The following is a 20,824-nucleotide window of genomic DNA, read 5'->3' as shown; positions in this document are numbered from 1 at the left end:
AATTCTATCGGTGAAGTCAACTCAACGGGGGTCCGTTTTGAATTCTTCCGTCTTTGCGCCGTGGGAAGATCCACAGGCGAAACCATTGATCCAATTTCAGAACGTCACAAAACGGTTTGGTCAGTTCACTGCGATCGACAATCTTTCGCTTGATATCTACGAGCGGGAGTTCTTTGCCCTTCTGGGTCCATCCGGCTGCGGTAAGACCACCATGATGCGGATGCTTGCGGGTTTCGAAAAACCCACCGAAGGGCACATCATGCTGGGTGGGAAGGATATCGACCCTATTCCGCCAAACAAAAGGGCAGTGAACATGATGTTCCAGTCCTACGCTTTGTTTCCGCATCTCAGCGTTTGGGACAACATTGCCTTTGGCCTTCGCCGCGACAACATGCCGAAACTGGATCTGGAAAACCGTGTCGAGGAAATGCTTCGCCTGACCCGTCTGGAACAGTTCGCCCGCCGCAAACCGCACCAGATTTCTGGTGGTCAGAGACAGCGAGTGGCTCTGGCCCGGTCCTTGGCCAAAGCGCCCAAACTTCTGTTGCTGGATGAACCCCTCGGAGCGCTTGACAAAAAGCTGAGGCAGGACACCCAGTTCGAACTGATGGACATCCAAGAAAAAACGGGCACCACCTTTGTGATCGTTACCCACGATCAGGAAGAAGCGATGACCGTCGCCAGCCGTGTCGCAGTGATGGATCAGGGTAAACTGATGCAGGTGGCCACGCCGGACAAGATCTATGAAAACCCTGCGTCGGTTTATGTGGCTGATTTCATTGGAGACGTGAACATCATCGAAGGCCGGGCAACGCCCGACGGCGAAGATACTTACAAGGTCGACTGGGCCGACGGGCAAGCACCGATCATAACCAGATCAGCTCAGACGTTTGCTACCGGACAGACCTGCCATCTGGCGATACGGCCGGAAAAAGTGACGATTTCAGCCGAGCGTCCCGCAGATGCGGCCAATGCCGTTCAGGGCAAAGTGCACGACATTGCCTATCTGGGCAACTTGTCGACCTATCATGTTGAGCTTCCGAACGGCACGATCATCAAGGCGCAGACGGCCAATACACGCCGCATCTCGCGCCGCTCCTTCACTTGGGAAGACCCTGTCTGGCTGTCGTGGACAGCTACGGCTGCGGTGCCGCTGGCAGACTGATGCGTCGCTTCGTCCTGATCGCCGTCCCGTATTTCTGGCTTTTGGCGCTGTTTCTGGTGCCTTTCGCCATTGTTCTCAAGATATCGCTGTCGGACACGGCGCTATCAATACCGCCTTACGTTCCGCAATTCGACTGGGCTGAAGGCATCGGGGCCTTCCTTAGCGAGCTGGATTTCGAAAACTTCATCTTCTTGACCGAGGATGCCTTGTACTGGAAGGCTTATCTGTCGAGCCTCAAAATCGCGATCATCTCGACATTCCTGACATTGCTCGTGGGGTATCCCATCGCCTATGGCATGGCCCGGGCGCCCGAAGAATGGCGTCCGACGCTGATGATGCTGGTGATTTTGCCGTTCTGGACGTCGTTCCTGATCCGGGTTTATGCGTGGATGGGTATTCTGAGCAACGAGGGTTTCCTCAATCAACTGTTGTTGTGGACGGGAATTATCTCGGAGCCACTGACGATCCTGAACACACAAAAAGCTGTCTATGTCGGTATCGTCTACACCTATCTGCCCTTCATGATCCTGCCTATCTATTCTGCGCTCGACCGGCTTGACGGCTCGTTGATCGAAGCCGCCGAGGATCTGGGGTGCTCTCGTACACAGGCTTTCTGGCTCGTCACCGTGCCGCTGTCGCGCCCCGGCATCATCGCCGGGTGTTTCCTGGTGATGATCCCGGTGATCGGCGAGTTCGTGATCCCGTCGCTTTTGGGAGGGTCCGGAACGCTGATGATCGGCAAGGTTCTTTGGGAGGAATTCTTCTCGAACCGCGACTGGCCGGTTGCGTCGGCCGTGGCCGTGGTGCTGCTCCTGATCCTCGTGATCCCGATCGTGCTATTCCAGCGCAACCAGCAGAAACAGGCGGAGGCGGAAAAATGAACAGGCTTAGCTGGTTCAACGTTGTCTCGCTGACGCTGGGATTCGCGTTTCTTTATATCCCGATGGTCATCCTGATCATCTTCAGTTTCAACGAAAGCAAACTGGTTACCGTGTGGGCCGGGTTCTCGACCAAATGGTATGGGGAGTTGATCCGCAATGAAGCATTTCTGGATGCGGCGTGGGTGACGCTGCGGGTCGCGGTGTTTTCGTCGACGCTCGCAACAATTCTCGGGACAATGGCAGCGTATGTTCTGGTGCGCGGTGGCCGTTTTCTGGGCCGAACAGTGTTTTCTGGCATGATCTATGCCCCGCTTGTAATGCCTGAAGTAATCACTGGCTTGTCGCTACTGCTTTTGTTTATCGGCATTGGTCTGGATCGAGGTGTTTTCACAGTCGTGCTTGCACATACGACGTTCTCGATGTGCTACGTTTCTGTCGTGGTCTCGTCGCGTCTGGTGACGTTTGACCAATCCTTGGAAGAAGCTGCACTTGATCTGGGTTGCTCCCCGGCGCAAGCCTTTCGTTTGGTAACACTACCGATCATTGCGCCTGCGGTGATATCGGGCTGGTTGCTGGCGTTTACGCTGTCGCTGGATGATCTGGTCATAGCGTCGTTTACCACCGGTCCTTCAGCCACCACCTTGCCGATCAAGATCTTCTCGGCGGTTCGTCTGGGGGTCAGCCCGGAAATCAATGCCTTGTCCACCATCATGATCGGCATCGTGACCGTAGGGGTTATCGCCGCGTCGCTGGTGTCCAAACGCGCGATGGTCCGGCAAAAACAGGATGAACAGGCAGCGGCTCGCGCGCAATGAAGCGGATCTTTCCAGACTACACCTATGGGCCTGGTCCGCGGAACGGGTGCTGGTGGGATCAGACAATTCAGGCGCCGTCTTGGCCAGTTCTCGAAGGTGATCTTGAGGTGGATGTGACCATCGTCGGCGGGGGTTTCACAGGCATCTCGGCGGCGTTGCATCTTGCTAAAGCCGGTGTTTCGACTGCCGTGCTTGAGGCCGAAACACCGGGATGGGGTGCATCCGGGCGCAACGGCGGGTTCTGTTGTCTCGGCGGGTCCAAGTTGAGCCAAGATGCCATGCGGCGTCGATATGGCCACACCGCCACCGAAGCATTCGAAGCGGCAGAGGTCGAGGCCGTGGAACTGGTGTCTCGATTGTTGCAGGATCACGGAATCGAAGCTGACAAACACTCGAGGGGCGAAACGCAATTGGCCCACACGCCGCGGGCAATGGATGCCGTGCGACGGCGGGCGGAAGCAGGGGGCGTTGTTCATGAACACAAAGATCTGGCGGCATTGGGATTTGGTGGCCAATTCTTTGGCGGCTACACCTATCCCGTCGGTTTTGCTTTGAACCCCCGAAAATATCTGTTCGGTCTTGCCTTTGCGGCACAACAAGCGGGGGCGAGGCTTTTCCAGAAAAGCCCAGCGCTTTCGATCCAAAGCAGGGCGGCGGGCCATACGGTGGCGACCGCGAACGGACGGGTTACATGTAAAGCCATTTTGATTTGCACGAACGGGTATTCAAGCGAGGACATGCCGGATTGGCTGGCCGGTCGGTACATGCCCGCCCAATCCACGGTTATGGTGACGCGCCCGCTGACAGAAGTCGAGCTTGAGGCGCAAGGCTGGACATCGGATCAGATGGCCTATGACACCCGCAATCTGCTGCACTATTTCCGGCTCATGCCGGATCGGCGGTTCCTGTTCGGAATGCGCGGTGGATTGCTTTCGTCCCCAACCGCTGAGCGTGCGATCCGAGTAAAAGTCAGGCGGGATTTCGAACGTATGTTTCCCGCTTGGGCAATGGTCGAGGCGACAAATATGTGGTCGGGGATGGTGTGTCTCGCGCGCAGCTTGACGCCTTACGTCGGCCCTGTTTCTGGTCTAAACGGTGTGTTCACGGGTTTTGCCTATCATGGCAACGGCGTGGCAATGGGCACTTATGCCGGGCGCGCCTTGGCGCGTTTGGCAATGGGACAGCCTTCGGGTCTCCCCGGCCCGATGTCACGACGCCCGGAGAAGTTCCCGTTCGGTCGCTGCCGTCGTATACTGATGCCGCCGGCCTATGCCGCGATGGGGCTGGCCGATCTGTGATCTAGAGATCGCTCAAAGCGTCCAGTTCCAGCTGCAATCCGGTCTCGTAGTCCTTGGCGCCGTTTCGACTGCGCCACAGGCAATAGGCAGCCATGCGCCAGCCGAACCAGTGGCGCAATTCATGATATCGCGCGACAATATCGACATCGTGATACGCGTCCAGAAAACACTTGATTTCGTCTTGGCTCAGCGGTTGTCCCCGGTAAAGCCACTGCATGGCAGGTGACAAAAAGAGCGCCAAATCTTCGCAGGGGTCGCCAAAGGCGGGACATTGCCAGTCTATGAGCGTCGCACGCTTTCCTGCGATCAGTATGTTGCCCGCGACCGGGTCGCCGTGAATCAAGCGTTGGTCGGACAAGGGGGGAACATCCCCGTTGGGGCGGCGGAGCATCACTACGTCTCGGTCATCCGGTTCGCAAAGGTTCAGGATATCCTCGGCATGGCGTGCCAGGTCATCGCTTCCGTTACATCCTTCGGGAACGGGGATCGTGACATTGCTGCTGTGTAATCTGTTCAGAAGATGTGCCACGGTCTCGGGGTTTTCGCGCCAGGGTGATCCGGGTGCATGATCATAAAGCACCCAGCTTTCTGCGCCGCAGACACCAGTAGCCCTCAGTTGTGGAACAAAACCGCTACTCTTGAAGACACGCAGGCATTCCGCTTCAAGCCGAGCGTCATTGCGAAACAGGGGATTTGCAAAACCGCTTTGATACAGTTTGAGAACCTGATCCGAATGCTGGCCCGCGAGTTTCCAAACCCGGTTGGTCCTCCCGCCATATAGCGTTTCGAACCTGTCGCCGGAGCAATACACGCCCAATTGCAGCAGGTCCTTGATCAAAGCGTCCGGAGGAGGCGAGTCCACGGTCAAGGTGAGTTCCTTGTATTACGGTTCGGCATTGGCGATTTTTCGCCACCGTTTGACCTGTCCTGTCCATTAGATCAACTCTTCGCTCGCACCGATGCGACATCTGAGGGCAAAATCGTCTGCCCGCCGGAAAGCACAAGAGTAATTTCGCCACCTGCCACCTGCGCTTCAAAGACTTTTTCACTCACCGCCGCCAGAGAGTTTTCGACCAGTACATCCTTGGCATAACTTTCGACCGCAAAAGAATAGAGGCCGAAAGGAACAGCGTTTCCGCTGCTGTCCTGGCCGTTCCAGACGACGGATTGTGTAGTGGTGGAGAATTCGATTCGGTCAACGGTTGCGCCGTTTGAATCGACGATTTTCAGAATAGCTTTGTCGGCATCGGGTACACGAGGCCAGGATATGGTCACCGGCTCGCCTTGGTAATTTGCAGGTGCAACTGCAGTAACCTCCAGTCCGACCCAACCTGCCAACTCTGAAAAACCGGGCTGTCCCAGTTTTGCGACGAGTACCGACAGGGTTTCATTAGTTTTCACCTGCTGTTCGACCATTGAAAACTGTGCCAGCTGTGCCGCATATTCAGACGAGCCGATAGGTTCCAGGGGGTCCTGGTTTTGCGCCTGTGCAGTCAGCATCTTGAGAAATGTCTCGAAATCGGATGTAAGTGCGGACGTGCTTGATGCTGATGTGGTACCAGAAGTTCTGGTGTTCGTAGGCAAGATTGGTTCGATAGTTCCAGACATTATTCAAATCCTCAGATCAAGACCCGATCCCGCAACTCGAATGGGTCGGGTATCGAAGATTTCACGGTCGTCACTTGAGCTCTCCGGATTTGGTGTCTTTTCCTTTCTGGACGAGCCTTGATCGCGATTGTGAAAATCAAAAGAGATAGAGTTATACCCCAGTTCGCGAAACTCGGCGGAAAGCTCTGAAATATGGCGGCGCATCAGGTCCAGCGTTTCGGCGCGATCACCCGTGATCGATAAAACCAAGACGTCGTCCTTTGTGCTCAACCCCATGGAAACGCGCCCCAACTCTTGGGGATTGAGGGTTATTTCGATCTTGTCAGTCCCGGGCTTAGCGGAAATTGCGGCGGACAACTGTCCGCCGATGAACCGCACTGTCTCGACCCTTGTCGTCGGCATGTAACTGTTTTCTTTTGACAGTCCGACTTGCGTCACGTCAAACCCGCTAATGGTGTCATCACTGTGCGAACTTGGCCAAAGTTCGGAGTGCGCACGATCAGTATCCAGCAACCGTTCGAGGTTTGAAACGCCAAAGGACATCGCAGACATTTGTACTGGTTGAGCCATCACTTTGAAGCCAGTCGCCAGAGAGCTGTCCGCTTTCTCAGCAGGCGTGGGTGAGGCAGAAGCCGTGACATCTGTTCTGATCTTTTCTTCCGAATCGTGGCTGGTCGCCAGATCCGCCGCAGCGACCTTGGTGTTCTCGAGTTTTCCCGCCACTTTGACAGTGGCCTCCGATACGGCTGCCCCGCTGTTCTCGGAGTCCAGAATTGCGCCAGCGCGGATGGCCGCTAGCGATTGTCGCGCGCGAAAATCTGCATCGCTTGTAACCGCAGATAGAAATTGACTGCCCGGGCCAGCGAACTCTGGTGCTTTCGTGTTCTTTCCTAATTCAGGTTCTGCCCGAGATCGGTCATCCTTCTGTACGACAGAATTTAAGGGGTCGGGCGGCTGTTCCGCGTCGTTGGTCAAGGTGACCTGGTCTTTTCCTGAATTTGGCGCACCCGCACCCGCGTCTGCATTGGGTTTCCCAGAAATTTCGAATGCACGAGCATCTTCGAGACGTTCGTCACCCGGGGTTTGTGCTCCTGTTGATAAAAACTGCAAATCATCCTGACCCAGCTTCTCATCCGGTGTTTCCGAATTCTCTGCGTCGGGCAAATGCGCGGTATCGGACGACTCTGCCGTGCTATTGTCGTCAGCCGCTTTCATGAAACTGTCGAAGGGCCTTGCGTCTTTTGGGGGCTGTGCGGCGTCCCGCGACAGAGCGGTTTCGGGCCGGCGCTCTACGGCCGGGCCAGAGCCGGTCGGGTTTATGGGGCTGATTGTGTTCATTGCCACCTGCGCAATTGTTGATCGCCCCAGATTGATCCCCAACCGGTTATTTTTTTTTAACCGCCATACGATTTCATCACCCCGTTTGAACGTAATTTTCGAGGTGTCTTATGCAGATTTCGCGACACGCACCGTCTGTGCCTTTTGACAGCGCAATTCCTCACCAGGCCCAAGCCGCCTGGAAAGCGGCGCAAGATGTTGAAGCGACCTTTCTGGCAGAAATGCTGAAATCCGCAGGCCTAACGAAATCAGGCGGTGCTTTTGGCGGTGGGGTAGGAGAAGAACAGTTTTCATCCATGCTTGTTCGCGAGCAAGCGGAACATATGACCAAGGCAGGCGGTATCGGCCTGACCGAAATGATTTTCAACATTTTGATGGAGGCTGAGAATGGCACACGACGGCCGGAATGACCTGATCAGCGCGCTATTTGAGGTGTTGGAGAAAGAGCAGGCCATATTGATCAAGGGTCGACTTGATCAGTTGGAGGCCCTGACGGAAAAAAAAGAAAGCCTGATCAACGAATTAAAAAATGGTCAGGACGGCGAAACGGGCGCGCTGCGCGGACTACAAAGCCAGATCGAAAGGAATCAGTTCCTGCTGCAGGGTGCGATGGAAGGTATTCATAATGTTGCCTCTCGCATCGCGGAAATGAATCGCGTCAAGCAAGGGTTTGAGGTGTATCAGCGCGATGGTCGCAGAGATCGTTTTGCAATACGCAATGACCGAACCCTGGAAAAACGGGCATAGATCGGCGTTGATTCAAATTGACCAAATGAAGGCCGCACCCTTTAGCAATCCATTAGGACATCATCGCCCAATTTGAGGGTGCACCTAACGAACGGGTGGCGCGATGTCCTCAAGGTCAATCGCAAAAGTCAGAAAGACACCAAGCCCGCTACTCCGCGCGGGATGAAACAGGGTGACAAATCACCCATGGAAAGAGGAAATAAAATGTCCAGTATTCTGACGAACAATGGCGCAATGGTCGCGCTGCAGACCTTGAAGGCGGTCAACAAGAACCTCGGCATGACCCAAAGCGAGATTTCGACTGGCAAGTCTGTCGCCTCCGCCAAGGACAACGCGGCGGTGTGGGCGATTTCAAAGGTCATGGAATCCGATGTAAAGGGGTTCAAGGGGATTTCCGACAGTCTGTCGCTGGGGGAATCGACCGTGGCGGTGGCGCAAAACGGTGCCGAATCCGTGACCGATCTGCTGACTCAGATCAAAGGCAAGATCGTTGCCGCACAGGAAGAAAACGTCGACCGAGGAAAGATCCAGACCGACATTTCTGCGCTGCGGGATCAGATCAACTCGGTGGTCGGCGCTGCACAGTTCAACGGCCTCAATCTGCTGACCAACAAGGATACGGCCGCTGGGTCTGGCACAGTTCAGGTTCTCAGCTCGCTGGACCGGAACCCGGATGGCACGGTGGATGTAAGCCACATTGACGTCGGTAAGTTCGATTTGGGCATCGAAGCGACTGATTGGTCGGTTGGCACCGCTGCGGCGGCTGGATCGGGCGCAACAATCAGTGGCGGTCTTGATGCTGCCTCTGCAGTCGCATTGACTGGCGCCGCAACCGCACCCACGACCACTTTGGTCGTCGACAGCGTAACGGCCGGAACCGGCATCCAGATCAACATTTCAGGTGCTGCGGGTACGGTTGGGGCGGCTTTCGATGATGCGAGCCGGGACGTATCCTATGTGGCCCGTGATGGTGACACGCAGGCTGACGTTGCAAACGGGTTGGCCAAGGCGTTCAACGAACGAGTCGCTGCGGCTATTGAGGACGGCACGCTGTCCGCAGGGTCCAGCCTCGCTGCGTCGGTTTCTGTCGCGTCCGATGGCGTCGCTACGATCACCTTCACAGGTGAGACTGGCACCGGCAACAATGTGTCGCTTCAGGCAATTGAAACTTCGGATGTTGCGATTGGGGGCGGCCTTGAGGGGCTGGCTGGTATCGATGTGTCCACCGAAGCCGGCGCAAAAAGTGCGCTGACTGAAATCGAAAGCCTGATCCAGACATCGATCGATGCGGCAGCCTCGTTCGGCTCGGCTCGCGGTCGGATCGAAACACAGTCGGATTTTGTCTCCAAGCTCAGCGACTCGCTGAAGTCCGGAATCGGGGCGATGGTCGACGCGGATATGGAAGAAGCTTCGGCCAGATTGCAGGCTCTGCAAACCCAGCAACAGCTTGCGGTTCAGTCGCTGTCGATCGCCAACCAAGCGCCGCAGACGATTCTGTCGCTGTTCCGCTGATTGTGGATCCTCGCCGGAGCGCGGAAACGCGCTCCGGCAACAAAACCCAGCCTGAGAGAAATCGGAAGGATCCCAAGTGACACCGCAAACACTCGCTCAGAAAGCTTATGCGCAGGCGCATGTGCCGATCAGTACCCCGCGAGATACGGAGTATGACGCGATTTCGCGCATTACACACAGACTGAAATCAGCAGCTTCCAAACAGAATGTCGAGTTCGGCCGATTTGCAGAAGCTCTGCACGAAAACCGGAGGCTCTGGACCCTACTTGCTACAGAGGTTGCGGATAAGGAAAACGCGTTGCCTGAGGACTTGCGGGCCAGAATCTTCTATCTTGCCGAGTTTACCCATTACCACAGCGGCCTGGTCTTGTCCGGCAAAGCCACAGTGGATCCGTTGGTAGAAATCAACCTTGCGGTAATGCGGGGGTTGCGCCGAGTGGAGCTTGCGGCATGACAGGGCTGGTTCTCAAACTTGCGCCGAAAGAACGGGTTCTGATCAACGGCGTCGTGATCGAAAACGGCGAGCGCCGAAGCCGATTTTCGATCATGACACCACAGGCGAATGTGCTGAGGCTGCGCGATGCCATTCACCCCGATCAAGCCACAACCCCGGTTAGGCGTGTGTGTTATGCAATACAGCTTGTCCTGTCGGGGGATATGAGCGGGGAAGCGGCACGCCTTTCACTGCTTCGTCGTGTCGAAGAGTTGAGCCAGGTGTTCACCGATCCTGACAGTCGGTCGATTCTGGCAGAGGCAACTGATGCCCTTATTTCCGGGCAGTTTTACAGATGCCTCAAATCGCTGCGCTCACTCTTGCCTCGCGAGGAACGGTTAATGGCGTACCGGCAATGAGCTTTCGGCCCGTAATACCCTCGGATGGCTTGGTTGGGTGGCGGTTTTTGCAGCGCACTTACCTCACCCAATTTCAGGCTTTCTCCAAATCACCGAGGCTGGAGCGGGAATCGCAGTATTTCCTCGAAAAGATCCCAAGTATCAAATCGGCCAAAGACCTGGTATCCGACCGGCAATTGCTACGGGTTGCTTTGGGGGCTTTTGGGTTAGAGGAAGATATCAACAACACCTACTTTATTCGCAAGGTTCTCGAAGACGGAACCCGCGCGGATGACGCGTTGGCGAACCGGCTCTCGGACCAAAGATATCGTAACTTTTCGGCCGCTTTCGGATTTGGTCCCGGAGAGACGGCGACAACCAGAACGTCCGCGCAAATGGCAGAAATCGTTCGCAAAAACCTGTCGTCCCGTTTTGAAATTTCTGTTAGTGAATCCAACGAGTCCATGCGGGTGGCACTGTACGCACAGCATGAGTTGCCGGCGCTGGCTGGGGGTCCGGGTAGGGAAGATGCAAAATGGTTCCGACTGATGAGCCTGCCGCCCTTGCGCGAAATGATGGAAACGGCGCTGGCGTTGCCGTCCACATTTGCGCAACTTGACATCGACAAGCAACTAGAGGTCTTCAAAGATAAACTGCGTGCCCGAACCGGGTCTTCTGACTTGTCGCAATTCACCCAGCCGCAAAAGCTGGCAAGCCTGACCACTGTTTTCCTGGCGCAATCGCAGATATCAACGTTTGCCACAGGAACCAACTCGGCCAGCATCGCGCTGACTTTGCTTCGACGCGGCCGGTGATGATTGTTGCGCTGCTCCCGAAAAGCTAGTCGATTCAGCCGGAAAGATTGAAAATCAGAACTAAAGCTAGTCGTGCCCCATTCCGGCGGAGTCGGTTTGAGTACGAACCGCATACGAAACAACCGGCTCTGACACGTTGTGAAGCTGCACTTTTCCCAACGGCGTCACGTCGGAACAGGACGGTTCGATGTCTTGTGAAACGACAATTCGGTGGCCGGCAGTTTTGCCGTAATCTCCTAACCGAGCCGCGATATTGGCGGCCTGACCTATGACGGTGAAGTCCAGTCTCTCTTGCGAGCCGACATTGCCAAATGTCACGCGACCATAGGAAAGGCCGATTGCGCAATCGCACCGGGCGCCCACGCCAGTGGCACGCAACGCGGCCAAGCGTTCGACAATCTCGACTGCCGAGCGTTGCGAGTGAATTCGCGCCATTGCCGGGTCATCACCAGCCGGGAAAACGGCCAGCACCGCGTCGCCGATGAACTTCAGAACTTCACCACCATGCTCGTGCACGATACCAGAGACGGTTTCGAAAAAATCATTCAACAGCTTGATGTATTCTGCTCGCCCCAGTTTTTCTTCCAGCATGGTCGAGCCGCGCAAATCGCAGAACATGATCGCGGCATCAATCTCATCCCCGTCTCCGCGCCGGATGTCTCCACCCAATACCCTCGCGCCGGTGCGTTTTCCAACATAGGTTTCCAGAAGAGTCTGTGCGTTTTCGCGCTGTGTGAACACTTCGTAGAACCGCCCGATGATGGCCGAGCATTCAAACACCAGCCCGAGATTTTCCGTGGTAAACCCCTGCGGATGATCACATGTCAGCGTTAAGACATTCGTCCGCCCGTCGGAAAACGGCATCGGCATGGCGACATAGTCGGTCGCCCCCTTGGCGCGCAGATCCTCCATGATCGGAAAGCTGTTTTCGGGGAAATCGTCGGTCAGCCGTTGCCGTACTCCTCCCAGCCCGTTCGACACATGCCGCAGCGGGCTGTTGGTATAGGCGGGATGGTCATAGATTTCGTAAGTTGGCGCAAAGGTGGAAATCTCTTTCTCCCCTTTTTCCCAGATGTAGTGCTTTCCCGCGATCAGCGGATGCAGTGACCAGACGAGGATACCCAGACGTTGGATCGCAATTCCCTGTTCCAGCATCTTTTCGGCCAGCTCTTGGGTGAATTCTTCGGGTGTCGCAATCGCCGACGCTCCGCGCATCAGCCAGTTGATCAGGGGTCCGCCGACATTCCCGTCTTCGGGTTCGACAAGCTTGTTTCCTCCAAGGTCGATCCGTGTGTAGGCACCGGGCATGAAGCCGACATAACCCTGAATACCTTCGCTCTCGGGTAGCGCATCTTCGTATGCCCATATCGAGTTGGGCACATGTGTTTCCCCCAAAACCAGGTCGCGATACGTTGCCGTGCCCTTGAAGGGGCAAAAGGTCTGCAATTCAGTCGGTGCGCCAAGCGCCACCTTCACGTCTTCTTTCGGGAAGTAGATCGTTGGTGACAGGCGCGTTTCATACATGACCTTGGCGCGAACGCTCTCGGCCAGCAGAACGTCGTCGCGATAGGCGGCAATACGGCCTTTCAACGGTTCGATCGAGATGCTGTACCCTTTGGTGCGCGGGGTGCTGTGGACGTTCATGCGCGGCCTCCTTTCCCCTGAGCTGAAACATAAGGATGGGCGCGGCAACTGCGCTTGCCAAGGGCACGCTCCATGTTTTTACCGATTGAGAGCTGGCAATCGCTCAGATCATCTGAATGACGTCTTTTTCGATCGCCAGCATATATCCTTTGCGGGCGATGTTCTTGACCAGCAACTCGCTGACCATCTGGTTCCCCAGCGCGTCGCGCAGACGCTTGATCCGCGTGGCTCCGGCCGCTTCGTCGCACTCAGACGCGTGCTTGCCTGAAATCATCCCCTCGATCTCGGCGCCCGATAGAACTTCGTCGTCAAGTCGGGATTCGGCCAGAACAGACAAAGTTTCCATCGCTGCCGGGGTCAGTTTGAAATCCATGTTGTTGAGATAGACGGTGTTCTCTTCGCGACTTATCAAAAGGGAGGTCACCTGAATCCCAGTGCGTTCGATCTGTGCCATGCGGCGGTTCAGCAGGACAAGCATCGCCAGAAAAACCAGCGCGGCGATCATCATCGCGCTGGCAAACACAAGAAGAACAAAGATCACCATCCGGTAACTCGACAGCGTGTCCGCAAACGCGGTTCCGGACTGTGCCAGAATTTCCAACAACTTGATCTCGGCCTGCGACGTCAGGTCGCTTTCAACAAACAGCCGCTCAACCCGCGCATTGAATGCGTTTGCATCCGGTAGGGTCCAGAACAAAAGCGCTGCTGCGATGATCAGGATCACAACGATTGCGGCAATGCCCAGTCCGACCAGCCGCGTTCCCGAGCGCCGGGCTTCAGAAACGGAGATAGAACTGTCCGGCATTCGCCTTCCTCTTGTTCAGGCCTTCCGGGCCAAAGACCGATATCACATTCAAAAGCTTCCAGCCCGCCGCGTTCAGCCGCGCAGACACTTCCTGTTTCGCGCCACCCTGCGAGCAGTTTGATACCTGCATAACCCCATAGTGAAGCCGCAAAGGTGAATCCTGCTTGGCTTTATAATCGGCATAGCAGTCTGCCGCATGCGCTGCGGGTGTCAGGGATATCAGGGCCGCAGTGGCCAACAAAGTGAGGATCTGTTTCATAAGCGGCATCCTGCGCGGGCTTCGCGCGATATTCAATAACCACAGGGCCTTGCCAGCAATGATATCGGATAACAAAGGAACGATATTGCCTGTCTGAAGCGGGTGCAGACAGGTTCGGTGCATCACAGGGCGGTCCTTACCCATGGATCGCGGATTACATTGAAGGGACATGCACCATGCACCGTAAATTCATCGCTCTGATCGTAGCCACCGCCATCGGAATCACTGGTATTTCTGCATCAAGGGCGAAAGCCGCAGATGCGCATGACATTCTGGGTGGCCTGGCTGCAATCGCGATAATCGGCGCCGCCGTCAATCAATACAACAAGAACAAGAAAGAGGATCGGTCGCAATCGGTGACCCGTTACTACGACAATCGCTATGACCGGCATCACTATGATGACAATAATTTAGACCGCCGAAGCCGCGACCGGCGTCATGCCCGTCCTATTCCGGGACATGTGGCGCGATACGATCTTCCGCAAAGATGCTTGAGGACATTCAATGGATACGGGAGCAACCGACCCGTCTTGGGTCAACGGTGCCTGAACAAACACTACAAACATGCTCGCAAGCTGCCCGAGTCCTGCAAGGTTGGGTTCTGGAATGGGCAACACGTACGTCACGCCTATGAGCCAAGCTGTCTGCGACAGCAAGGATATCGCGTCGTCCAGTATCGCTGAGTTTCGAGCACAGCGGCGCCGCAGAAGCACCGCGTTGGGGAGGGTGGCACTTGGCCGCCCTTCCTTTTTTCTTGCGCCATGAGGCAAAACGCGGTTTTCCATGAAGATGACTATGCCCAGTTTTGATATTGAAATGGCGCTTCGGGCGCGTGGCTATCTCAGGATTGCAGGGGTCGATGAAGTGGGTCGCGGCCCTTTGGCCGGGCCTGTTGTTGCCGCAGCAGTAATTCTTGATCCGGGCAACATCCCCGAGGGGCTGAACGATTCCAAGAAGTTGAGTGCGAAACGCCGCATGGGGCTGGATCAAATTTTACGAGAGTCCGCCGAGGTATCGGTTGCTGAGGCAACCGTTGAAGAGATTGACCGAGTTAACATTCTGCGTGCCTCTCACCTGGCGATGGAGCGCGCGGTCGCGGCCCTTGATCCTGCACCCGACTATCTGTTGATCGACGGCAACATGATCCCGCGCGGCCTTGGCCTGCCGAGTCAGGCGGTGGTCAAGGGCGATACGCGATCCGTATCAATTGCGGCGGCTTCAATTGCGGCAAAAATATGGCGCGACCGGGTGATGGTGGATTTGGCGCAACAGCATCCTGGCTATGGCTGGGAGAGCAACGCCGGATATCCGTCAAAACAGCACAAAGAGGCGCTCCGAAATCTTGGTGTGACCCCACACCATAGGCGTTCGTTCAAACCTGTCCACAATATATTGTATCAAGAGTAATTCGTAACCCTATGATTCAAAAAAGAATTTGACGGCGAATCAGGATTGACTCATCCTTGTCTCAACCAAATGAGCGCAAAAGCGCCGTGGAATCTGAGGCAGAGAAATGACCACAACCAAGTCCAAGGGCGCAACCGCGCTCCCGTTGAACACGATCCTTTCCGGCGACTGCATCGAGGCGATGAACAGTCTGCCCGAGGCGTCAGTGGACCTGATTTTCGCGGACCCACCTTATAACCTGCAACTCAAGGGGCAGCTACACCGCCCTGACAATTCCCAGGTGGACGCGGTTGATGACCACTGGGACCAGTTTTCGAGCTTTGCGGTCTATGATCAGTTCACCCGCGACTGGCTCAAGGCTGCGCGGCGCTTGCTGAAACCCAACGGTGCAATCTGGGTCATCGGATCATATCACAATATTTTCCGCGTAGGGTCCGCACTTCAGGACGCTGGATACTGGATCTTGAATGATGTCGTGTGGCGCAAATCCAACCCGATGCCGAATTTCCGCGGCAAGCGCCTTACAAATGCTCATGAAACGATGATCTGGGCGTCGAAATCCGAGGGCGCGAAATATACGTTCAACTATGAGGCGCTGAAGGCGTTGAACGAAGGTGTACAGATGCGCAGCGACTGGGTGCTGCCGATTTGTACAGGACATGAGCGCCTCAAAGACGAAAACGGGGACAAGGCACATCCGACGCAAAAGCCGGAATCGTTGTTGCATCGTGTGCTGATCGGATCGACCAACCCTGGTGACGTCGTGCTGGACCCGTTCTTTGGTACTGGTACCACTGGCGCCGTAGCCAAGATGCTGGGCCGGGAGTTCATTGGGATCGAGCGGGAAGAGGCTTATCGCAAGGTCGCAGAAAAGCGCATCGCCAATGTGCGCAAGTTCGATCGTGAAGCGTTGGAGGTCAGCGCCAGCAAGCGCGCCGAGCCGCGCATTCCCTTTGGCCAGTTGGTTGAACGTGGCCTTTTGCGTCCGGGAGAAGAGTTGTACTCGATGAACCGGCGTCACAAAGCCAAGGTACGTGCCGATGGCACTTTGATCGGAGACAACGTCAAAGGCTCGATTCATCAGGTTGGGGCGCATCTGGAAAACGCGCCGTCCTGCAATGGCTGGACCTATTGGTGTTTCAAGCGCGAGGGCAAAACTGTCCCAATTGACGTGCTGCGACAGCAGGTACGTGCCGAATTGTACAACTGAAACTCACTCAAATTCTCACTCATACCGCCGGTGCCTGTGGCCTGACACATGGCACTATGACTTGCCCCGCCGAAAACGGCGGGGCCTTTTCCTTTGTCGTCCGGGGTGATTGGATGGACCGGGAATTTCCCGTCTGCTGCTTGACTGCAAGAGGCCCCGGCATGACCGACACAAGCATCTTCCGTTCACGATTGGATCGGTTTTCCATCTCGCGACCGGATGAGTTCGATCTGGAAAACAAATACACCGAAGCCGCACTGGAGCGACACAAGCGCGAGGGGCTGGAACTGGCGGTTCGCGCGCGCTGGATCGCGATGGGTCTGACTGCGCCGCTTTTGGTGTTTCTCAATCCGAACTGGGATGTTCTCTATTATCATTTCATACTCGCGCTGATTTGCGCCAATGGCTGGCTGATCCGGCGGGCCGGGCGGGTCGGGCAATCGCGGTTGGAGCTGTTTCTGATCTTTGCCGATTTGCTGATCATGACGCTGGGCATGGTGATTCCGAACCCGTTCAGCGAAGACGTTCGACCGCTTGCGATGCAGTACCGGTTCGACAACTTTCAGTATTTCTTCATCATCCTGGCTGCCGGAACGCTGGCCTATTCCTGGCGCACGGTGATTGCCATCGGAACATGGACCGCAGCCATGTGGACGGTCGGCTGGATCGTGGCATGGTGGGTTGCAACTCCGGTTCCGGGTCTCAGCGAGCAGTTCGCCAAGGCTTTTGCCGGGTTCCCGGATGTGGCCCAGTTGCTTGATCCCAACAGCTTCATGATCCCGCAGCGTATCCAGCAGGTCGTTGTCTTCGTGATGGTCGCCGTGACCCTGGGCGTGTCCATGCGGCGACTCAACCGGTTGTTGATGACCAATGCGGGGCTGGAGCGGGAGCGGGCCAACCTGTCGCGCTATTTCTCGCCCAATGTGGTTGAGGAACTGAGCCAGAACGACGAGCCGCTGAAACAGGTGCGCGAGGCCGATGTGGCGGTTTTGTTTATCGACATAGTGGGTTTTACGAAATTCGCCGCCTCTCGTGATCCTTATGCGGTGATCGAGGTTTTGCGTGGCTTCCATGCACGGATGGAAAGCGAGGTCTTTCGTCACGGTGGCACGCTCGACAAATATCTGGGCGACGGTCTGATGGCGACCTTTGGCACACCGCTGGCGGGCGATCGGGATGCATCGAACGCGCTGGCCTGCGCGCGTTCGATGGTTGACGTCATCGACCGGTGGAACCTGGACCGGCGCCGCGCGGGCGAGCCTGAGATACGGGTCGGCATAGGGATACATTTCGGCGCGGTCGTGCTGGGGGATATCGGTGCCAACCGGCTGGAATTCGCGGTCATTGGCAATGCGGTGAATGTTGCCGCCAAGCTTGAGGCGCTGACCCGCGATTTCGACACCCGAATCGTGATGAGCGACGATTTGCGGCGACACGCGATGCAGGATGCCGGTGCGACACCCGAATTGCTGACAGGATTTGAGTTGCGTAAGGATCAGAATATCCGTGGTGTCGATCAGCCACTGGATGTCTGGACGATCTGAGAAATGCTCCCGCCAGTTGGAAGCGCATCAATGATGCGCGGCCTCTCGTAAGGTCGGGCATCGCACGGGGCAAACTCCGCGCGATGCGGCCGTGCCTTTTACCGGGGGACCGGGTTCTGGGCCTTGCTATACGGCTTCCAATTGGTGATCTCGGGATAGTACTGCCGCCGCCATGCGCGAACGCGTGGGTTCATCACACGGCGCCAGAGTGGCGGGATCATGGCAGCCACGGTCATCACCGGATAGCCATAGGGCAGTTGTGGCGCGGCATCGGGCGTATGGTTCTGCAACAACGGAAACCGGCGGTCGGGCTTGTAGTGGTGATCGGAGTGGCGTTGAAGGTTGATCAGCAGCCAGTTCGACGCCTTGTGCGCCGCATTCCAGGAGTGGCAGGGGCGGACATGTTCGTATTTCCCGTCCCCGAGATGTTTCCGGGTCAGGCCGTAATGTTCGACATAGTTCACAAGTTCCAGTTGCCAGATTGCCGTCGCTGCCTGAACGAGGAACAGGCCCAGCCCCGCCCATCCGCCGATCAGCAGCGCCAGCAAAAGCATCGCAGCCTGCAACGCCCAGTAGCGCCAGAACGGATTTGACGGATCGGTCCATGGAAGATCCTTGCGGGCGAGCATGTCCCGTTCGGCGCGAAAGGCCGAGCAAAGGCTTTGGCGCAGGACGCGGGGATAGAACCGGTGGAAGCCCTCGTTATAGCGTGCCGTCACCGGGTCCCGTGGTGTTCCGACATAGCGGTGATGCACCAGCAGGTGTTCGGAGCGGAAATGCGAATAGAGCGTCATCGCCAGCAGGATGTCGCCCAGCCACCGTTCACCCCGGCTTTTCTGATGCATCAATTCGTGGCTGTAGTTGATGCCGATGGTGCCTGACAGCACCCCCATTCCGAAAAACAGGGCGATCTTTTCGCCTGTATCCAAATGGTTAGCGCTGGTGGCATACCAGATCAGGCCGAACAGGGTTACGAACTGGACCGGCACCCAGACCTTGGTCAAAAGGATATGCCAGCCGAGCGCATCGTCGGGCGTGTCGGGGTCGGAGTTTGCCAGGTCAAGACCCGTCAGGTGATCCAGAACGGCAAATGCCCACCATGTCGCAAGGGGGACAAGGATCAACCACCATCCTCCCAAGACCGCCGTGAACCAGATCAGGGGAACCAGCAGGTACGATATCCAGTAGGGGAGTGCGGATTGCCCGGAGGGCGGAGCTTTGGTCGCGTTCATTTTCGAGATCCGTTATTCAACTAGGCGGAGAGTAGGCGCACAGATCGGGGATGCCCATCTGCCTATTCGCCGCGCCACAGATCATAGACCTTTCGCATGACGGTTGGCAGGGCCGAGGGCCGGAATTCGTGCTTGCCGACAATCGTTGTGCCTTCGGCGCAAAAGCCATCGGGTAGCGTGGCGGTTCGAATACGCAGGATGAGGTGAAAATGGGTGAAGGAATGTCGCACCTCTCCCGGCAGCATGCGCCAGTCCGCCATGAAGGGCGGTGTTTTATCCGGTATTTCGGACCATTCCGGACCGGGCCAGCCCAGCATTCCCCCTAAGAGTCCCTTGTCGGGCCGCCGTTCCATCACCCACGCCCCGTCCGGGCGACGGGCGATATAGGCATATCCGTATCTGGTCGGTTTGGGTTTCTTCGGGGTTTTCCGTGGGAGATCCGCCATGGTGCCTGCCTCCCTTGCCCGGCAGCGGTCGCGAAGCGGGCAGATTCCGCAGGCCGGAGACCTTGGGGTACAGATGGTGGCGCCAAGATCCATGACCGCCTGCGCATAGTCGCCCGGGCGCTGAATTGGCGTCAGGGTTGCTGCCAGATCCTTGAGTGTGGGTTTCACGCCCGGCAGCGGGTCGTGAATGTCGTGAAATCGCGCGATCACCCGTTCGACATTGCCGTCCAGCACCGTTTCAGGATGGTCAAAGGCGATGGCGGCAATCGCAGCGGCGGTATAAGGGCCGATCCCCGGCAGTTTGATCAGGGCGTCATAGGTATCGGGAAAACGGCCCTGATGAACTTGGGTCACCACACGGGCGCATTTCAGCAGGTTGCGGGCGCGGGCGTAATACCCAAGCCCGGCCCATTCGGCCATCACCTGATCGTCCTCGGCGGCGGCCAGGGCCTGAACGCGGGGCCAGCGTGCCGTGAAGCGTTGGAAATAGTCGCGCACCGCCGCGACAGTGGTTTGCTGCAGCATCACCTCGGACAGCCACACACGATAAGGGTCGGGGTATTCGCCTGCCTTGCGCGCGGCGGGGCTGACACGCCACGGAAGGTCGCGGGCGTTGCGATCGTACCAGCGCAGCAAGGCGGCGCTTACATCAGTGTCCATTGCGTCACGCAAGATTTATTCCTCGACTCGTCGGGTTTCGCTGGCACCCGCCCCATCGCCTATTACAATAGCGGACGAGGAGTCGGAAACCAGATGCCGCCACGCCCATCGACCACACGCGGTTTCAAACGCACCGCGACGCTGCTGAATGACCAGATCCGGCGCGCCGGGGAAAGCCGCGGGTTTGCGGTGTCGCGGCTGCTGACCCATTGGCCCGAAATCGCAGGGCAGGATATCGCGGCAATCGCGCGCCCGGTCAACATCGGCTATGGCAAGGGCGGTTTTGGCGCGACGCTGACCGTTCTGACGACCGGTCCGCAGGCACCGATGCTGGAAATGCAGAAGGAACAGCTGCGCGCCAGGGTGAATGCCGTCTACGGCTACAACGCGATCAGCCGAATACGCATCACTCAGACCGCGCCGACCGGGTTTGCCGAAGGTCAGGCCAGTTTCCAACCGAAGCCGAAGACCGAAAAACCCGTTATCGCACCCGAAATCGCTGCCGAGGCCGACAAGGCCGCAAGCGATGTTCACGACAATGATTTGCGCGCCGCACTTGAACGGCTGGGCCGCAACGTATTATCCAAACAAAAAAGCTGAGAAAGGG

Annotated in this window: 23 protein-coding genes; 15 read left to right on the top strand and 8 right to left on the bottom strand. The window is 56.8% G+C overall.

All coding sequences use genetic code 11. The annotated features are described in order from the left end of the window. The first annotated feature begins 37 nt into the window (after positions 1 to 37). The 4 genes from ACR0LZ_RS06260 to ACR0LZ_RS06245 are packed head-to-tail and all read left to right on the top strand — an operon-like array spanning position 38 to position 4,159. Entirely contained in the window at positions 38 to 1,165 is a 1,128-nt protein-coding gene (locus ACR0LZ_RS06260) for an ABC transporter ATP-binding protein (protein WP_480748919.1), read from the top strand. After that, positions 1,165 to 2,046, top strand: coding sequence for an ABC transporter permease subunit (locus tag ACR0LZ_RS06255; protein WP_480748918.1), 882 nt, complete (start codon positions 1,165 to 1,167; stop codon positions 2,044 to 2,046). Before ACR0LZ_RS06260 ends, ACR0LZ_RS06255 begins: the two co-directional genes overlap by 1 nt. Further along, entirely contained in the window at positions 2,043 to 2,861 is an 819-nt protein-coding gene (locus ACR0LZ_RS06250; RefSeq protein WP_480748917.1) for an ABC transporter permease, read from the top strand. Before ACR0LZ_RS06255 ends, ACR0LZ_RS06250 begins: the two co-directional genes overlap by 4 nt. Continuing rightward, on the top strand, positions 2,858 to 4,159 hold the full coding sequence (locus ACR0LZ_RS06245; RefSeq protein WP_480748916.1) for an NAD(P)/FAD-dependent oxidoreductase: 1,302 nt from the start codon (positions 2,858 to 2,860) through the stop codon (positions 4,157 to 4,159). The genes ACR0LZ_RS06250 and ACR0LZ_RS06245 overlap by 4 nt, the downstream gene beginning before the upstream one ends. A 1-nt stretch (position 4,160) precedes the next feature. Here the strand turns inward: ACR0LZ_RS06245 and ACR0LZ_RS06240 are convergent, their stop codons facing one another. The 3 genes from ACR0LZ_RS06240 to fliK all read right to left on the bottom strand — a co-directional run bounded on the left by ACR0LZ_RS06240 (position 4,161) and on the right by fliK (position 6,982). Continuing rightward, complete coding sequence (locus ACR0LZ_RS06240) at positions 4,161 to 5,021, bottom strand: phosphotransferase family protein (protein WP_480749071.1); 861 nt, start codon at positions 5,019 to 5,021, stop codon at positions 4,161 to 4,163. Positions 5,022 to 5,098: 77 nt separating this feature from the next. Continuing rightward, positions 5,099 to 5,767, bottom strand: coding sequence for a flagellar hook capping FlgD N-terminal domain-containing protein (locus tag ACR0LZ_RS06235; RefSeq protein ID WP_480748915.1), 669 nt, complete (start codon positions 5,765 to 5,767; stop codon positions 5,099 to 5,101). A 3-nt stretch (positions 5,768 to 5,770) separates the two neighbouring features. Further along, complete coding sequence (gene fliK / locus ACR0LZ_RS06230; protein ID WP_480748914.1) at positions 5,771 to 6,982, bottom strand: flagellar hook-length control protein FliK; 1,212 nt, start codon at positions 6,980 to 6,982, stop codon at positions 5,771 to 5,773. Positions 6,983 to 7,215: 233 nt separating this feature from the next. On the opposite strand from fliK, the gene ACR0LZ_RS06225 reads away from it, so the two are divergent. The 6 genes from ACR0LZ_RS06225 (at position 7,216) to ACR0LZ_RS06200 (ending at position 11,010) form a co-directional block, all read left to right on the top strand. Continuing rightward, a complete protein-coding gene (locus ACR0LZ_RS06225) occupies positions 7,216 to 7,515 on the top strand; it encodes a rod-binding protein (protein ID WP_480748913.1) in 300 nt (99 codons plus the stop codon). After that, complete coding sequence (flgN, locus tag ACR0LZ_RS06220) at positions 7,493 to 7,852, top strand: flagellar export chaperone FlgN (RefSeq protein ID WP_480748912.1); 360 nt, start codon at positions 7,493 to 7,495, stop codon at positions 7,850 to 7,852. Before ACR0LZ_RS06225 ends, flgN begins: the two co-directional genes overlap by 23 nt. A gap of 204 nt (positions 7,853 to 8,056) precedes the next feature. Beyond that, positions 8,057 to 9,364 (top strand): flagellin N-terminal helical domain-containing protein, encoded by a 1,308-nt coding sequence (locus ACR0LZ_RS06215; RefSeq protein WP_480748911.1) that lies wholly within the window; start codon positions 8,057 to 8,059, stop codon positions 9,362 to 9,364. 76 nt (positions 9,365 to 9,440) lie between these two features. After that, positions 9,441 to 9,818 (top strand): flagellar biosynthesis regulator FlaF, encoded by a 378-nt coding sequence (flaF, locus tag ACR0LZ_RS06210; protein ID WP_480748910.1) that lies wholly within the window; start codon positions 9,441 to 9,443, stop codon positions 9,816 to 9,818. Then, entirely contained in the window at positions 9,815 to 10,216 is a 402-nt protein-coding gene (gene flbT / locus ACR0LZ_RS06205) for a flagellar biosynthesis repressor FlbT (protein ID WP_480748909.1), read from the top strand. Before flaF ends, flbT begins: the two co-directional genes overlap by 4 nt. Beyond that, the gene (locus tag ACR0LZ_RS06200) at positions 10,153 to 11,010 is read left to right on the top strand and encodes a DUF1217 domain-containing protein (protein ID WP_480748908.1); all 858 of its coding nucleotides are present in this window, start codon (positions 10,153 to 10,155) and stop codon (positions 11,008 to 11,010) included. Before flbT ends, ACR0LZ_RS06200 begins: the two co-directional genes overlap by 64 nt. 66 nt (positions 11,011 to 11,076) lie before the next feature. Here ACR0LZ_RS06200 and ACR0LZ_RS06195 read toward each other — a convergent pair whose 3' ends face one another. The 3 genes from ACR0LZ_RS06195 to ACR0LZ_RS06185 form a co-directional block, all read right to left on the bottom strand. Next, a complete protein-coding gene (locus ACR0LZ_RS06195) occupies positions 11,077 to 12,654 on the bottom strand; it encodes a DUF427 domain-containing protein (protein ID WP_480748907.1) in 1,578 nt (525 codons plus the stop codon). Between the two features lie 103 nt (positions 12,655 to 12,757). Beyond that, positions 12,758 to 13,459 carry a winged helix-turn-helix domain-containing protein gene (locus ACR0LZ_RS06190; RefSeq protein WP_480748906.1) on the bottom strand — a complete coding sequence of 234 codons (702 nt, stop codon included), beginning with the start codon at positions 13,457 to 13,459 and terminating at the stop codon, positions 12,758 to 12,760. After that, positions 13,431 to 13,718: a hypothetical protein gene (locus ACR0LZ_RS06185; protein ID WP_480748905.1), complete on the bottom strand. Its 288-nt coding sequence runs from the start codon at positions 13,716 to 13,718 to the stop codon at positions 13,431 to 13,433. The genes ACR0LZ_RS06190 and ACR0LZ_RS06185 overlap by 29 nt, the downstream gene beginning before the upstream one ends. A gap of 176 nt (positions 13,719 to 13,894) precedes the next feature. On the opposite strand from ACR0LZ_RS06185, the gene ACR0LZ_RS06180 reads away from it, so the two are divergent. The 4 genes from ACR0LZ_RS06180 (at position 13,895) to ACR0LZ_RS06165 (ending at position 17,879) form a co-directional block, all read left to right on the top strand. Continuing rightward, positions 13,895 to 14,401, top strand: coding sequence for a hypothetical protein (locus tag ACR0LZ_RS06180; protein ID WP_480748904.1), 507 nt, complete (start codon positions 13,895 to 13,897; stop codon positions 14,399 to 14,401). A 106-nt stretch (positions 14,402 to 14,507) separates the two neighbouring features. Continuing rightward, positions 14,508 to 15,125, top strand: coding sequence for a ribonuclease HII (locus tag ACR0LZ_RS06175; protein ID WP_480749070.1), 618 nt, complete (start codon positions 14,508 to 14,510; stop codon positions 15,123 to 15,125). A gap of 106 nt (positions 15,126 to 15,231) precedes the next feature. Then, positions 15,232 to 16,335, top strand: coding sequence for a DNA methyltransferase (locus tag ACR0LZ_RS06170; RefSeq protein WP_480748903.1), 1,104 nt, complete (start codon positions 15,232 to 15,234; stop codon positions 16,333 to 16,335). Between the two features lie 161 nt (positions 16,336 to 16,496). Continuing rightward, complete coding sequence (locus ACR0LZ_RS06165; protein ID WP_480748902.1) at positions 16,497 to 17,879, top strand: adenylate/guanylate cyclase domain-containing protein; 1,383 nt, start codon at positions 16,497 to 16,499, stop codon at positions 17,877 to 17,879. A 98-nt stretch (positions 17,880 to 17,977) separates the two neighbouring features. Here the strand turns inward: ACR0LZ_RS06165 and ACR0LZ_RS06160 are convergent, their stop codons facing one another. Both ACR0LZ_RS06160 and mutY read right to left on the bottom strand, forming a co-directional pair. Continuing rightward, positions 17,978 to 19,111, bottom strand: coding sequence for an alkane 1-monooxygenase (locus ACR0LZ_RS06160; protein WP_480748901.1), 1,134 nt, complete (start codon positions 19,109 to 19,111; stop codon positions 17,978 to 17,980). Between the two features lie 62 nt (positions 19,112 to 19,173). Beyond that, positions 19,174 to 20,217, bottom strand: a complete 1,044-nt coding sequence (gene mutY / locus ACR0LZ_RS06155; protein ID WP_480749069.1) for an A/G-specific adenine glycosylase — start codon at positions 20,215 to 20,217, stop codon at positions 19,174 to 19,176. Positions 20,218 to 20,310: 93 nt separating this feature from the next. Here mutY and ACR0LZ_RS06150 point away from each other — a divergent pair, with 93 nt between their 5' ends. Continuing rightward, positions 20,311 to 20,817, top strand: a complete 507-nt coding sequence (locus ACR0LZ_RS06150) for a DUF721 domain-containing protein (RefSeq protein WP_480748900.1) — start codon at positions 20,311 to 20,313, stop codon at positions 20,815 to 20,817. The last annotated feature ends 7 nt before the right edge of the window (positions 20,818 to 20,824 follow it).

The organism is Ruegeria sp. CI1 (assembly GCF_056536925.1).
The sequence above is the reverse complement of the archived record's forward strand: the minus strand, read 5'-3'. Positions and strand labels throughout refer to the sequence as shown.